The organism is Oricola nitratireducens (genome assembly GCF_014904745.1).
GTDB lineage: Bacteria > Pseudomonadota > Alphaproteobacteria > Rhizobiales > Rhizobiaceae > Oricola > Oricola nitratireducens.
Genome location: NZ_JACZCS010000014.1, coordinates 49,500 through 64,255 on the forward strand (window position 1 = coordinate 49,500; position 14,756 = coordinate 64,255).

Sequence of the window (14,756 nt, forward strand, 5' to 3'; positions counted from 1 at the left end):
AGTGCCTTCCTGATCCAATCCCAGGGCTCACTCTAGACGGTTCGAACCCTGATCTGCGGCCGTGCCGGCCAATCCTATAGTGCGTCGTTTCCAAGGGTCTGGTTCAACAGGTGAATGGCATCAAGGATATCCGCCTCGATCGCAACGCCCAAGGCTTCGGCATCCCCTCGGCGTATGGCCTCCAGCGTCATCTGGTGCTTATCGACCATGCGTGTCGTTTCGTTCATCTCATAAACGCTTCGCATGAATGGGCCAAACTGCATCCAAATGCTTTCCAGCAGAGCGACCAGGACTTCCGAGCCTCCAGCTCGGTACAATTCGAAGTGAAATTGGTAGTTTTCCCGCATATACGCGTCCGCATCCTTGGCTCCGTAGCTTTGGTTCATGCGTGAATCGCTGGCTTCCATCGCGGCAATAGTCTCAGACGTCACATAGGGAAGCGCCCGGCGTGCGCAAAGCGGCTCCAGTTGCAGCCGCGCTTGCATAAGCTCCTCGAAACGTCGGCGAGTGAGTTCGGGAATGCCGACCCGGCCGTTACGACGCACTTCCAGCGCGCGCTCGCCGCCGAGCCTGGTAATCGCCTCACGGACAGGCATCAGTCCAACGCCCATACTCTTGCTTAGGCCCCTTAGACTAACGCTCGTGCCGGGAGAAAACCGGCCCGAAATAAGCTGCTCGCGAAGCGCCAGATAAACCTGTTGCTGTTGCGTCGATAGCTCTCGCATTATTTCCTACACCCCGATACCGCCGCCGCCAGCGGGCCTGCCGCGATATCGTCAAGCCTTGCCGTTACTCTTGGGCGCAGAACGGTCAATTGCTGAGTTGAATGCCACGCCATAACATAATCCAGTGCTCGACAACCAGTATGTGAGTTGCAATTGCCTTGCAGACATTGCGACAAGACCACTTGAAAAACCTATGGCTTCAGCTGTCTGGTCGCGAGTTTCCGATTCAGGATGTTCAGGCCAGTTGGACCTTGCGTTCCTGGAGGATGTTGCCGCCATCGACGACCAGCATAGCGCCGTTCACGTAGCTGGCTTCGGCAGAAGCCAGAAAAGCAGCGGCGGCAGCGACTTCATCCGGGGTCCCGGCGCGCCCGGGTGGCGTGTGCCGCGCAGCGATCCGCTCGTCCTCGGTGGAGGCTCCAGTTTCGATCCAACCGGGGGCGACTGCATTCACGGTCACGCCGCAAGATGCAACTTCGAGCGCCAGGGCATGGGTGAGCCCCACCATGCCAGCCTTTGCCGCCGAATAGGCAGCTTCTCCCGGATTGGAAACCAGCGGTCCGGTAACAGAGGCGATATTCACGATACGCCCGCGCCGCCTTTCAACCATTGACCCCAGAAATGCGCGCGTGACCAGAAAAGCGGTCTTGAGGGTAACGTCGATTCCGATGTCCCAATCGGATTCGCTCAGCGCCAGAAAATCGCGTTGCACGGCTGGCACCGCCACGGACCCCATGCCTGCATTGTTGATGAGAATATCAACGGGACCAACAACGTCCCGCAATCGCAAAACCTCATTTGCCTTGGTGAGATCCGCGACATGGGATGTGACGCTGTAGCCCTGTGCCCGCAGTTCTTCCGCGCGCAGGTGAATCCGGTCGCTTGCACCGGTAATGAAAACGGCCAGACCTTTCTGTGCAAGCTTGCGGGCAATCGCAAAGCCTATGCCATCTGGTCCTCCAGCTCCTGTCACCAGAGCCGTGCGAAAGTCGCCTTCGCGCGACGTCATATGACGTCGCCATAATAGGCAAACTCTTCGTCTGTCACCTTCGAGGAAAAGAAATCGTGTTCCACACGCTTTAGCGCAATGAAGACGGAGGACATGCGTTCACCGAGGGCGTCCTTCAGGAAGTCGGAGCCAGCAGCCCGGTCGATTGCCTCCCGCCAGTCGCAGGGCAGTGTCGTTTCGGTGTCATCGCTGTAGGTGGTCGACTCTGCGTCTGGCTCTATCCGGTTTTCGATTCCCCTGTAAATCCCGGCAAGGACCGTCGCAGCAACCAGATAAGGGTTGGCGTCGACACCGGGGGAACGATGTTCAAGGTGGCGGTTGGCCGGGCTGCCTGCCGGCACCCTGATGGCAACGCTTCGGTTGTTGCGGCCCCATGTCGGAGATGTCGGCGCATAGCTGTTGCGTGTAAAGCGACGCCAGGAATTCAGATTGGGTGCAAAGACCAGCATCGAATCCGCCATTGTCTCCTGCAGACCACCGATAGCGTGGCGCAGCGCAGGCGCGAGATCATCTTGCTGGTCGGCAAACAGATTGAGACCCGATGGGTCGGCAAGACTGGCGTGAAGGTGCATGCCGGAACCCGATTGATGGGCGAATGGCTTGGACATGAAGTTGGCGCGCATGCCGTGGCGGATCGCGAGACCGCGAACGAGCCGCTTGAGCATCACCAGATCGTCTGCCGCCCGTAGGCCTTGGGTCTGATGGCGGAGCGTGAGTTCGTACTGGCCGGGCGCATATTCAGAGATGATGGTTTCAACAGGCAGATTTTGGGCTGCGGCGGCGCGATAAAGCGCATCGATTAACGGCTCGAACTGATCCAGCATGGCAACGCTGTAAACGTGGTTGCCCTGCGCCGCGGTTCCCGAAAGCGGCAGGCGCGCTGCCTCAGGTTTGCCAGACCCATTTTTTTCGGCGTCAAGAAGATAGAATTCCAGTTCGAAAGCCAGCACCGGGAACAGGTTTTTCGCTGCAAATCGGTCGATCTGGCGCGCCAGAGCCTGACGGGGATCAGCACCCATGGGAGATCCGTCGAGTTCGTACAGCATGACGCGAACTTCACCGCGTTCGGGTGACGTCCAGGGCAATGTTACAAGTGAACCGGAAATCGGCCATGCAACTCTGTCGGCGTCTCCATCGTCCCAGGTCAAACCGGTTTCATCGACATCAGCGCCGGTAACATCGAGCCCGAGAATAGAGCCGGGCAGATGCCGGCCGGAACGGAACAATGGCAAGAGTTCATGACGGCGGATAATCTTGCCGCGCGCAACCCCGTTTGGATCGATGAGAACCAGGTCGAAGGCTGCGATTTCCGGATGCTGTTCCAGGAATGTCTCGGCTTCCTCGATAGGCGCCGCATTATGTGGACGTGTTCCGGTCATTTTATGCAGCCTCGGTCATTCTATGCAGGATTTTCTCAAAGCTGGCGACAAGGCCAGCGACATTGGCTTCGCTTGTGGTTGGCGCCACAAGAACCATATTGTGGAACGGGGTGACGAGATATCCGAGATTCAGGAATGCCGAATGCAGCGCCTTCTGGATCGTCGAATTGGCCGCAGCCTTTGCTTCTGCAGCGTTCTGCACCGGATCAGGAGAGAACACGACCTCCAGCCGCGCCCCGACACGACCAACATGCCACGGCAAATTATATTGCTTGATGACCGCCGAGAAGCCTTCCTCGACAATATCGGCAAGACGGTTCATTTTGGCGTAGGTTTCGGCTGTCATCACCTCTTCGAGGCAGGCCCTGAGGCAGGCGAGTTGCAATGCGCTGCCAGAGAGCGTTGTGCCTATGCCTGAGTGACCCGTGCCGGTAACTGCCGCGCGCGCAGCGTCGAGCCTGCTCGCCACATCGTCCGTCATGCCCCATACAGCGACTGGAATACCGCCGCCGACGGGCTTTCCAACGATAAAGATATCCGGTTCGAGACCGTGAACCTTTGAATATCCGCCGTACCCGGTCGAAACCGTATGCGTTTCATCGATGTGAAGCAGCGTCCCGGTGGCGCGCGTCAGATCCCGCAGCGCTTTATGAAAACCGGGATGCGGAAGAATCATGCCGCAATTGGTCATGACAGGCTCTGCCACCACGCAAGCGATATCACCTCCCTTCAGCGCTGCCTCAAGAGCAGGCACATCATTGAAGGGAATGCAGACCGTCGTCTCGGACAGATCCACCGCCTGACCAATCAGGCCACCACGAGGCACCGTTTGCCCGTCGACGAGGTCCACCAACGTTTCGTCGACCGCCCCATGATAGCAGCCATCGAACACCAGGATCTTTTTGCGCCCTGTCACCGCACGCGCAACCCGAAGGGCAAAGCGGTTGGCATCACTTGCCGTCGTCGTCACCTGCCACTTTGACATGCCGAATGTGCTGCGCAAGAGGTTGCCAACGGCATCCAGGTCATTGGAGGGCAACATAGTCGTGAGGCCATGGTTAGCAGCGCCAGCCAGCGCATTCAAAATCGGCTGCGGCCCGTGACCGAACATCGCGCCACTGTCTCCCAGGCAAAAATCAATCACGTGATTTCCATCGATGTCCCAAACTTCGCTTCCGGACGCTTTGGCGACCACAACTGGAAACGGCATTGGCCAATCCCGCATCCAGTATTGCGGGACCTGATCGAAGAATCCGGAGGATGGCGCGGCGAAAATCTCCTTACTGCGCGACCGCCGGCTAATGAAGACGGCAGTTTCTTCGGCAACAATGCGCCTCGCGGCGGTGAGAATTGCGTCGGATTCCAGCTGTCTGGCGGGTGAGGTGCTTGGCACTGATCGAAACCTTCCAAAGTGAATAATGTGATCACATTTATGGGTCCTGCATTTTTGCGTCAACGAAAACCCGGGATTTTTGATGATATTTTTAAGATTCCGCTCGTCTATTGTTATTATAGTTGGTTGAGGATGACATGCCTGACATTAATGTGATCACCATAATGATGATCAGGTATGAGAGCGGCCGTGCAAAAGTCGGCCACGGTAACGGCGTGCCAATCTCGCCGCAGGGCGGAGTAAAATCCGGCGACCATCCGTGTCGACCAGGGTTCGGAGTTCATCTCTCGCGATCTCGGTCTCTGGGCGTATCAGCACGACGTCACGCTCGACTCCTCAAGGCATGGGAAGCCGACAGACAACGCTTTCATAGAGGCGTTCAACGGACGGTTCCGGGCGGAATGCCTGAACAGCCACTGGTTCTTGAGCCTTGAAGATGCGGCCGAAAAGTTGGAGGCTTGGCGTAGAGACTATAATGAGCAACGACCGCATAGCGCCATCGGGTACAAGGCCCCGGCGGACATGATGAAATCAGCGCACGGCGGAGCGGCGCGGGCGAAACTGGCTCCGACATGACGGAAGAGAGGCGCGAAAAAACGTGAACACCAAGCTACCGGATTTCACGCCATCGGTCGATCTGACCGTCACGCGCGGCGCGGGCCCAGTGCGCCATCGAAAACCACACTACGTGACGCTGACGCCGCCGTGCAGCCATGCCTGCCCGGCTGGCGAGGACATCAGGGAATGGTTGGCGGAAGCGCAGGCCGGCCGTTACCGGGAAGCGTGGGACATCCTGACCGCGCAGAACCCGATGCCGGCCGTGCACGGCCGGGTCTGCTATCACCCCTGCGAAAGCAACTGCAACCGCGGCGCGGTCGACGCGCCGGTGTCGATCCATGCCGTCGAACGCTTCCTCGGCGACATGGCCGCCACAGAAGGCTGGGCTTTCGAACCCGTCCGGCCGCAGAGCGGGAAGAAGGTTCTGGTCGTCGGCGCGGGGCCGGCAGGCCTGTCGGCAGCCTATCATCTCGCAAGGCTCGGTCACACGGTCGAGATCCGCGAGGCCGGCCCGGTCGCCGGCGGCATGATGCATTTCGGCATTCCGGCCTACCGGCTGCCGCGCGCCGAACTGACCAAGGAAGTCGCGCGCATCGAGGCGCTCGGCGTGAAGATCGTCACCAACCACAAGGTGACCGATCTTCTGTCCGAAAAGCGCGAGGGCGGATTCGACGCGGTGTTCCTGGCGATCGGAGCGGGCCGCGGCAAACACGTCGAGATTCCAGCGCGTGACGCCACGAGGGTGCTTGATGCGGTCGACGTGCTGCACGAGACGAGCGCAGACAATCCGCCACTGCTCGGACGCCGGGTCATCGTGTATGGTGGCGGCAATACGGCGATGGACGCCGCCCGGACCGCCAAGCGGCTGGGAGCGACGGAAGCGCTGATCGTCTACCGGCGCGACCGCGAGCACATGCCGGCGCATGCCTTCGAGGCCGACGAGGCGATCGAGGAAGGCGTCAAGATTCAATGGTTGACCACGATCAAGGAGATCTCGGGGTCGGACTTGACGGTGGAACGCATGGCGCTCGATGAGCATGGCCGGCCGCAGCCGACCGGCGAATTCGAGACGCTGAGCGCCGATGCGGTAGTGCTGGCGCTGGGCCAGCAGAGCGACGGCCGGTTCCTCGCCAAGGTGCCGGGAATCCGCTTCACGCCGGACGGCGCGGTGGAGATCGGCCCCGACCTGATGACCGGCGCGGACGGTGTCTTCGCCGGCGGCGACATGGTGCCGAGCCAGCAATCGGTGACGATCGCGGTCGGCCACGGCAAGCGAGCGGCGCGCCATATCGACGCCTGGCTGAGCGGCGGCAAATATGCCGAGCCGGCCGCCGCCGATCTGGTCTCTTTCGACATGCTGCATCTGCCGGTCTATTCCGACGCCGAACCGGGCAAGCAGAAGAAGCTCGACGCCGTCGGACGGCTCGACGGTTTCGCGGAGATCGTTTCGGGTTTCAGCGAAAAGGAAGCGCGGTTCGAGGCACAGCGCTGCTATTCATGCGGCGATTGCTACGAGTGCGACAATTGCTATGCCGCGTGCCCCGAAGGCGCGATCATCAAGCTCGGGCCCGGCAAGCGCTACGAATACGACTACGCAAAATGCACCGGCTGCGCGACCTGCTTCGAGCAGTGCCCATGCCACGCCATCGAGATGGTCCCGGAGGGTTCGACCCATGGCTGACGCCGCTGCCGTTCAGGCGACGATCGACGGCAATGCCGCCGTCGCCCACATCGCCTACCGGGTTAACGAGGTCTGCGCGATCTATCCGATCACGCCGTCCTCGCCGATGGCAGAGCTTGCCGACGAATGGACGGCGAAGGGCATCACCAACATCTGGGGCAACATCCCGGTCATCCAGGAGATGCAGAGCGAGGGCGGCGCCGCGGGCGCGCTGCACGGTTCGCTGCAGGCGGGCGCGCTGACGACGACCTTCACGGCGTCGCAGGGCCTGCTGCTGATGCTGCCGAACATGTTCAAGATCGCCGGCGAATTGACGCCGGCGGTGTTCCATGTCGCGGCGCGCTCGGTGGCGACGCAGGCGCTGTCGATCTTCGGCGATCATTCCGACGTCATGGCGATCCGTCCGACGGGCTTCGCCATGCTGGCGTCGAACTCGGTGCAGGAAGCCCACGATATGGCGCTGATCGCGCAGGCGGCGACGCTGAAGGCGCGCGTGCCGTTCGTGCATTTCTTCGACGGGTTCAGAACCTCGCACGAGGTCAACACGGTGACGCTCGTGCCGGATGCCGCGATCCGCGCGATGATCGAAGACGATGACGTCATCGCGCATCGCGGGCGGGCGCTCAATCCCGAGCACCCGTTCGTGCGCGGAACGGCGCAAAACCCGGACGTGTTCTTCCAGGGGCGCGAGGCCGCCAACCGCTTTCACGCGGCAACGCCCGGCATCGTCGCCGAAGCGATGGAGAAATTCGCGGGTCTCACCGGACGCCAATACCGGCTGTTCGACTATTTCGGCGCGGCCGATGCCGAGCGCGTCATCGTCGCCATGGGATCCGGCGTCGAGGTCGTGCGCCAGACGGTGGAGGATCTAAACGCGCATGGGGAGAAGATCGGCCTCGTTGCCGTCCGGCTGTTCCGGCCGTTTTCCGCCGAGCACCTGCTCGCGGCGCTGCCCGCGAGTTGCAAGGCTGTCGCCGTGCTCGACCGCACCAAGGAGCCGGGCGCGAGCGGCGAACCGCTCTATCTCGATGTCGTCTCGGTTGTGGCCGACGCGGTCGCGCGCGGCACTCGGGCGACCATGCCGAGGATCGTCGGCGGGCGATACGGCCTGTCGTCCAAGGATTTCGATCCGGCCCAGGTCAAGGCAGTGTTCGACGAACTGAAGAAGGCGGAACCGCGCAACGGTTTCACCGTCGGCATCAATGACGACGTCACCTTCACCAGCCTCGAGGTCGACGCGAATTACACAACCGAGCCGGACGACGTCGTTCGCGCCGTCTTCTACGGCCTCGGCGCGGATGGCACGGTTGGCGCCAACAAGAACAGCGTCAAGATCATCGCCGAAGACTCCGGGCGCTACGCGCAGGGTTATTTCGTCTACGATTCCCACAAGTCGGGCGCACAGACGGTCTCGCATCTGCGGTTCGGGCCGAACCCGATCCGTTCGCCCTACCTGATCCGCTCGGCGAATTTCGTCGCCTGCCACCAGTTCCACTTTCTGGAAAAGACCGACGTGCTGCGGCTGGCCGCGCCGGGTGCGACTTTCCTGTTGAATTCTCCCTACGGGCCGGACGAGGTCTGGGACCATCTGCCGCGTAGCGTGCAGCAGGAGATCATTTCGCGGAAGCTGAAATTCCATGTCATCGACGCGACGACGGCGGCGCGCGAGGTGGGGCTGAAGAACCGCACCAACACAATTCTGCAAACCTGTTTCTTCGCGCTTTCCGGCGTGCTGCCGCGCGACGAGGCGATCGACGCCATCAAGCAGGCCATCGCCAAAAGCTATGGCCGCAAGGGCAAGCGAGTCGTCGAGCAGAACTGGGCCGCCGTCGACGGGGCGCTGGCGCGCCTGCACGAAGTCATCGTGCCGGCGAGCGCGACCAGCGATTTCGAGCGCCCGCCGATCGTTCCCCTGTCCGCGCCGGATTTCGTGCGCCGGGTAACGGCGCGGATGATGGAGGGGCTGGGCGACGAGATCGCGGTGTCGGCGATGCCGGTCGACGGCACGTTCCCGTCCGGCACGGCTGCGTGGGAGAAGCGCAACGTCGCCGAAGAGGTACCGGTCTGGCGTCAAGATCTTTGCATCCAGTGCGGCCAGTGCGGCTTTGTCTGCCCGCACAGCGTGATCCGGGCGAAGTATTATGACGAGGCGCAACTGGACGGCGCACCGGAAGCGTTCAAGTCGGCGCCGGTCAATGCGCGCGGCTATCCCGGCGCGCATTTCTCGCTGCAATTCTATGTCGAGGATTGCACCGGCTGCGGGTTGTGCGTCGAGACCTGCCCGGCGCAAAGCCCTGCCGAGCCGGGGATCAAGGCGATCAACATGGAAGACAAGGCCGGGCTGGTAGACAGGGAGCGCGAGAACATCGCCTTCTTCGAGGGGCTGCCGATCAACGACCGCTCCCGCGTCGATTTCGCCAATGTGCGCGGCGTACAGTTCCTGGAGCCGCTGTTCGAGTTCTCCGGCGCCTGCGCCGGCTGCGGCGAGACGCCTTACGTCAAGCTGCTCTCGCAACTGTTCGGTGACCGGCTGATGGTCGCCAACGCCACCGGCTGCTCGTCGATCTATGGCGGTAACCTGCCGGTGACGCCATGGACGAAAAACGCCGAGGGGCGCGGGCCGGCCTGGTCGAATTCGCTGTTCGAGGACAATGCCGAATTCGGGCTCGGCTTCCGTCTCGCGGCCGACAAGCATCTGGGGCTCGCGCGCGACCTGCTGCGCCAGTTGGCGACGGAGATCGGCGAGGATCTGGCGGCCGCCATTCTCGACGCGCCGCAGATCAGGGAATCGGAAATCCGCGTGCAGCGCGAGCGCGTGGCGGCGCTGAAGACGAAGCTGCTGGCGCTGAAGAGCAACATGGCGGCCGAGCACCTGCTGTCGGTCGTCGATCATCTGGTCCGGCGCTCGATCTGGATCGTCGGCGGCGACGGCTGGGCCTACGATATCGGCTATGGCGGGCTCGACCACGTGCTCGCAACCGGGCGCAACGTCAACATTCTGGTGATGGACACCGAAGTCTATTCCAACACCGGCGGCCAGGCGTCCAAGGCGACGCCGCTCGGCGCCATCGCCAAATTCGCCGCCGCGGGCAAGCGCACGGCGCGCAAGGACCTCGCGCTGCAGGCGATCGCCTACGGCAATGTCTATGTCGCGCAGGTGGCGATGGGCGCCAATCCGCAGCAGACGCTGCAGGCGTTCCGCGAGGCGGAAGCCTGGGAGGGACCGTCGCTGATCCTCGCCTACAGCCATTGCATCGCGCATGGCTACGACCTGCGCAAAGGTCTGTCGCAACAGGACAAGGCGGTGGCGAGCGGCTACTGGCCGCTGCTGCGTTACGACCCGGCGATGCGCGATATCGGCGAGGCGCCGTTCCGGCTCGATTCGCCTCGGCCGACGCTGCCGTTCAAGGACTACGCCTACAACGAATTGCGCTACAGCGCCTTGGCCGCGAGCCGGCCGGAAGACGCCGCGATGCTGCTGACGCAAGCGCAGGAGGCGATCCGCGACAAGTACCGCTCCTACGAGGAATTCGCGCAGATGGAAACAGGCCCTACCCCTTCCGAAGTCATGGGCGCGGCGCGCAAGTTGTGAGGAGCCGGACATGGATCTGACCACCAGCTATCTCGGCCTCGAACTGACGAGCCCCATCGTGGCGAGTGCCAGCCCGCTCAACCGCGACATCGACAATCTGAAGCGGCTGGAGGAGTGCGGCGCGGGCGCCGTCGTCCTGCCCTCGGTGTTCGAGGAGCAGATCGAGCGCGAGGAGGAAATCCTCGACATGTTGATCGACCGGGGAGCGGAGAGCTTCGGCGAGGCGCTGAGCTATTTTCCCGCCCAGACCGCCTACGCCTTCGACACATCGCATCACCTCACCCTGATCGAGAAAGCGGCGCAGGCCCTGAGCATGCCGGTGATCGCCAGCCTCAACGGCGTCACCGACAGCGGCTGGGTCGACTATGCCCGCGACATCGAGGCGGCCGGCGCGAAGGCGATCGAGCTCAACGTCTTCTTCGTGCCGTCCGACCTGACGCTGAACGGCCGCGATGTCGAGGCGCGCTATGTGGACGTTGTCCATTCGGTCAGTTCGGCGGTTGAGCTCCCGGTGGCGGTCAAGATCGGGCCGTATTTCTCGTCGCCCGGCCACATGGCCGGCGAACTGGTCAAGGCCGGCGCGAAGGGGCTGGTGCTGTTCAACCGGTTCTACGAGCCGGACATCGACCCGGCGACGCTGACGATCACCCCCAGCATCGAACTGTCGAACAGCTACGAGATGCGGCTGCCGCTGTTGTGGATCGGCGTGCTTTCCGGACAGACCAAGGCGTCGCTGGCGGCGACGACCGGGGTGGAGAGCGCCGATGACGTGGTGAAATACCTGCTTGCCGGAGCCGACGTGGTAATGACGACATCGGCGCTGCTGCGCCACGGCGTCGATCACATGCGAACGTTGGTCGATGGGCTCGGCGCCTGGCTCGCATCACGCGAGTTTTCCTCGCCCGCCGACATTCGTGGCAGAATGAACCACCGCAACATCGCCAATCCCGAAGCCTACGAACGGGCGAACTACATCCGCGTGCTGCAGGATTTCGCCGGCCGGTAATCGAATACAGCGTCAGCGAACGCTCGCTTCCTGCGACAGATCGATGGCGTACAGAGAGCATGGCTTCTGAACACTGCGCTGACTTCGGCAGCTACTAGATTTATGACCACTCTGGCGTCGTATGAAAAAGAGCTGCTTCTGCAAAATGCCATATGAAAGCAGACTGTCAGCCTCGGCCCCATATCGGTCGTTAATCTTTCATCGATTTGCCGGCCGTTTATGGCACAAAGCGGACTCTTTGCCGCCCGTTTCGTGATGTCTTTCTTCGGCCCCAAAACAGCTATCCATCCAATTCGAAACGAGGGCCCGCATTCCGCTCCTTTCGGCCGAAATCGCACGAAATTGTGATCCGGCGCGAGAGTCCGCTCGCCGGACTCACCTGTCGATCGAACGCGATATGCTGTGCGTTTGGGCTTACGACACGCTGCGGATCTAGCCTCCTCTTAAAGCGGTCACCACGCGCCCTAACTGCACACCAGAGTGCACACTGATAAGCAGAACAAAAATTACTGCTAAAGGCCAAACACATGGAAACAGAAAGTGGCGGAGAGGAAGGGATTCGAACCCTCGAGACGGGATCACCGCCTACTCCCTTAGCAGGGGAGCGCCTTCGACCACTCGGCCACCTCTCCGCGGACCCCGCCCGTACCATGATTCAATTGGCTGTCCAAGGTTTTTTGGGATCGCATGCCCGCACGGCCGGAAACCGGCCGCGCGCATCTCGTTTTCCTCGCAGACCTCAGCGCAGATCGTCCGGCAGCAGGGCCGCCGGCATGTTCTGGTAGCAGACGGGACGCAGGAAGCGGCGGATCGACAGGGTGCCGACCGAGGTCGCGCCGAAATTGGTCGAGGCCGGGTACGGCCCGCCATGCACCATCGCGTCGCAAACCTCGACGCCGGTCGGATAGCCGTTGGCGAGAACGCGGCCGGCCTTGCGTTCCAGCACCGGCATCAGGGCGCGGCCCGCCTCCGTGTCGGCCGCGTCCATGTGCAGCGTGCAGGTGAGCTGGCCGGAGAGGCTTTTCGCCACCGCGAGCATCTCGTCGAGACCGGCGACGCGCACGATCAGGCCGAGCGGGCCGAACACCTCCTCGCCCAGCACCTCGTTGGCGAGCCATTCGGCGCCGGTCGTCGCGAACAGATAGGGCGTCGCGTTTCTGAGGTCGCAGGTGGACGTCAGAACCTCCTGCACGCCCTTGGTGCCGGCGATCCGGTCGCGGCCGGCGCGATACGCCCTCGCGATGCCGTCGGTCAGCATGGTCTGCGCGCCGACCGGTTCCAGCGCCGCCGTCGCCGCCTCGATGAAGGCGTCCGCCTCCGGCCCGTCGATGACGACCGAGATGCCCGGGTTGGTGCAGAACTGCCCCGCCCCCATGGTCAGCGATCCGGCCCAGCCCTTCGCGATCTCCACGCCGCGCGCCCTGACCGCCTCCGGCAGCAGGAACATCGGGTTGACCGACCCCAGTTCGCCGAAGAACGGGATCGGCTCGGGGCGCGATGCGCATAGGTCGAACAGCGCCCGGCCGCCGGCAAGCGAACCGGTAAAGCCGACCGCCTTGATCAGCGGATGCGTGACCAGCGCCTGGCCGGTCTCGCGGGTGCCGCCCTGGACGAGCGAGAAGACGCCGGGATGGACGCCGCATTTTTTGATCGCCGCGTCGATCGCCTGGGCGACGATCTCGCCGGTGCCGGGATGGGCGGAATGGCCCTTGACGACGACCGGGCAGCCGGCCGCCAGCGCGGCGGCGGTGTCGCCGCCGGCCGTGGAAAAGGCGAGCGGGAAGTTCGACGCGCCGAAGACGGCGACCGGGCCGATCGGGCGCTGGATCATGCGCAGGTCCGGGCGCGGCAGCGGCGCGCGGTCGGGCAGCGCCTCGTCGTGACGGCGGTCGAGATAGTCGCCCTTCTCGATATGGCTGGCGAACAGGCGCAACTGGCCGGTCGTCCTGCCGCGCTCGCCCTGCAGGCGCGCTTCCGGCAGGCCGGTCTCCGAGGTGCCGATCGCGGTGATTTCGTCACCGCGCACCTCGATCTCGTCGGCGATGGCATTGAGGAAGGCGGCGCGCTCGGCGCGGGTCGAATAGCCATAGGACCAGAAGGCGTCTTCGGCGGCCTTCACCGCGGCATCGACATGGGCGGGCGTGCCGACCGAAAAGTCGTGCGCCTCGCCATGCGCCGGTTCGCTCGCAAATGTCGCGTCGCCAGCGACCCATTCTCCGGCGATCAGGTGGTGTCCAGTCAGCATTTCATTCTCCTGTCAGATAAGATTTCGCGCGGCGAGATTGCGCATCAATGCGCCGATTCCGAAGGTCCATTCAGGACATTCGGTCGACAGGCGCACGGTGTTTCGAAGACTGCCAAGCCCGGACGACGAGATCGTGACGACGTCGCCTAGTTTGTGGGTAAAGCCCTCTCGGGGCACGTCGCGATCTAAAGTCGGCGCGAACAGCGTGCCGAGGAACAGCACAAGCCCGTCCGGATACTGGTGATGGCGGCCGAGCGTCTGGGCGACGAGGTCGGCCGGATCGCGGCTGATTTCCTTCATCGACGAATGGCCCTTCAGCACGAAGCCGTCCTCGCCGGTCACCGTCAGGTCGAGTTCGGCGGCGCGCACGTCATCGAGCGTGAAGGTCTCGTCGAACAGCCGGATCATCGGGCCGATGGCGGAGCTCGCATTGTTGTCCTTGGCCTTGCCCAGCAGCAGCGCCGAGCGGCCCTCGACGTCGCGCAGATTGACGTCGTTGCCGAGCGTCGCGCCGACGATCGCGCCCTTCGACGACACGGCGAGAACGATCTCCGGCTCCGGATTGTTCCACTTCGAGATCGGGTGCAGGCCGACATCGGCGCCGGGGCCGACCGAGGACAGCACCTGCGCCTTGGAGAACACCTCGGCGTCCGGCCCGATGCCGACCTCCAGATAGGGGCTCCACAGCCCTTCCGCGATCAGCGCCGCCTTGACCTTTGCCGCCTCGTGCGATCCCGCCCTGATATTGCGCAGCGATCCGCCGATCGCCTCGCCGACACGGACACGGATATCGAGCGCCTTCTTCGGATCGCCGGCGGCCTTTTCCTCGATCACGCGTTCGACCATGGAACTGGCGAAGGTGACGCCGCAGGCCTTGACCGCCTGCAGATCGCAGGGGGCGAGGAAATGCGGTTTTGCCAAGTCACCGGGCGGGTTTGCGGCGATCTCCTCCAGTGCGCCGACAGGCGTCCCATCCGCGGCGCGGACGTAACCGGCCGGATCGTCCATCTCGCAGATATCGCGGACCGTCGGCGCTGCCCTCGACGTGATGTCGACGACGACACCGTCGCGCAATGTGACGACGCAGGGGCCTTCAGCCTCCGGCGACCAGATGCGCCCGACGAAGACGCCGGCGCGCTCGCTTTCATGCGGAAAGAAATTCATCGCG

Annotated in this window: 9 protein-coding genes, 1 tRNA gene and 1 pseudogene; 4 read left to right on the forward strand and 7 right to left on the reverse strand. The window is 63.0% G+C overall.

What is annotated here, in order from left to right; genetic code table 11:
* Positions 1 to 74: 74 nt before the first annotated feature.
* From IG169_RS08745 to IG169_RS08760, 4 genes are all read right to left on the reverse strand, one after another.
* The gene (locus tag IG169_RS08745; RefSeq protein WP_193175816.1) at positions 75 to 725 is read right to left on the reverse strand and encodes a GntR family transcriptional regulator; all 651 of its coding nucleotides are present in this window, start codon (positions 723 to 725) and stop codon (positions 75 to 77) included.
* 235 nt (positions 726 to 960) lie between these two features.
* On the reverse strand, positions 961 to 1,734 hold the full coding sequence (locus tag IG169_RS08750; protein ID WP_193175817.1) for an SDR family oxidoreductase: 774 nt from the start codon (positions 1,732 to 1,734) through the stop codon (positions 961 to 963).
* Entirely contained in the window at positions 1,731 to 3,113 is a 1,383-nt protein-coding gene (locus IG169_RS08755; protein ID WP_193175818.1) for a glutamine synthetase family protein, read from the reverse strand. The genes IG169_RS08750 and IG169_RS08755 overlap by 4 nt, the downstream gene beginning before the upstream one ends.
* 1 nt (position 3,114) lies before the next feature.
* The gene (locus tag IG169_RS08760; RefSeq protein ID WP_193175819.1) at positions 3,115 to 4,506 is read right to left on the reverse strand and encodes a transaminase; all 1,392 of its coding nucleotides are present in this window, start codon (positions 4,504 to 4,506) and stop codon (positions 3,115 to 3,117) included.
* Positions 4,507 to 4,752: 246 nt separating this feature from the next.
* Here IG169_RS08760 and IG169_RS08765 point away from each other — a divergent pair.
* The 4 genes and pseudogenes from IG169_RS08765 to IG169_RS08780 form a co-directional block, all read left to right on the forward strand.
* Positions 4,753 to 5,082: pseudogene (locus IG169_RS08765) on the forward strand (integrase core domain-containing protein); the annotation flags it as partial.
* Positions 5,083 to 5,104: 22 nt separating this feature from the next.
* Positions 5,105 to 6,745, forward strand: coding sequence for an NAD(P)-binding protein (locus IG169_RS08770; RefSeq protein WP_193175820.1), 1,641 nt, complete (start codon positions 5,105 to 5,107; stop codon positions 6,743 to 6,745).
* A complete protein-coding gene (nifJ, locus tag IG169_RS08775; protein WP_193175821.1) occupies positions 6,738 to 10,337 on the forward strand; it encodes a pyruvate:ferredoxin (flavodoxin) oxidoreductase in 3,600 nt (1,199 codons plus the stop codon). Before IG169_RS08770 ends, nifJ begins: the two co-directional genes overlap by 8 nt.
* 10 nt (positions 10,338 to 10,347) lie before the next feature.
* On the forward strand, positions 10,348 to 11,343 hold the full coding sequence (locus tag IG169_RS08780; RefSeq protein WP_193175822.1) for a dihydroorotate dehydrogenase-like protein: 996 nt from the start codon (positions 10,348 to 10,350) through the stop codon (positions 11,341 to 11,343).
* A 541-nt stretch (positions 11,344 to 11,884) separates the two neighbouring features.
* Here IG169_RS08780 and IG169_RS08785 read toward each other — a convergent pair.
* The 3 genes from IG169_RS08785 to IG169_RS08795 all read right to left on the reverse strand — a co-directional run bounded on the left by IG169_RS08785 (position 11,885) and on the right by IG169_RS08795 (position 14,752).
* Positions 11,885 to 11,975: transfer RNA gene (locus IG169_RS08785), tRNA-Ser, on the reverse strand.
* 107 nt (positions 11,976 to 12,082) lie between these two features.
* Entirely contained in the window at positions 12,083 to 13,588 is a 1,506-nt protein-coding gene (locus IG169_RS08790) for an aldehyde dehydrogenase (NADP(+)) (protein WP_193175823.1), read from the reverse strand.
* Between the two features lie 12 nt (positions 13,589 to 13,600).
* Positions 13,601 to 14,752, reverse strand: a complete 1,152-nt coding sequence (locus IG169_RS08795; RefSeq protein ID WP_193175824.1) for a fumarylacetoacetate hydrolase family protein — start codon at positions 14,750 to 14,752, stop codon at positions 13,601 to 13,603.
* Positions 14,753 to 14,756: the final 4 nt, after the last annotated feature.

Excerpts from the sequence above, each read along its gene's own strand:
- IG169_RS08745 (WP_193175816.1), bottom strand. The coding sequence starts at position 725 with ATGCGAGAGCTATCGACGCAACAGCAACAGGTTTATCTGGCGCTTCGC.
- IG169_RS08750 (WP_193175817.1), bottom strand. The coding sequence starts at position 1,734 with ATGACGTCGCGCGAAGGCGACTTTCGCACGGCTCTGGTGACAGGAGCT.
- IG169_RS08755 (WP_193175818.1), bottom strand. The coding sequence starts at position 3,113 with ATGACCGGAACACGTCCACATAATGCGGCGCCTATCGAGGAAGCCGAG.
- nifJ (WP_193175821.1), top strand. The coding sequence starts at position 6,738 with ATGGCTGACGCCGCTGCCGTTCAGGCGACGATCGACGGCAATGCCGCC.
- IG169_RS08780 (WP_193175822.1), top strand. The coding sequence starts at position 10,348 with ATGGATCTGACCACCAGCTATCTCGGCCTCGAACTGACGAGCCCCATC.
- IG169_RS08790 (WP_193175823.1), bottom strand. The coding sequence starts at position 13,588 with ATGCTGACTGGACACCACCTGATCGCCGGAGAATGGGTCGCTGGCGAC.
- IG169_RS08795 (WP_193175824.1), bottom strand. The coding sequence starts at position 14,752 with ATGAATTTCTTTCCGCATGAAAGCGAGCGCGCCGGCGTCTTCGTCGGG.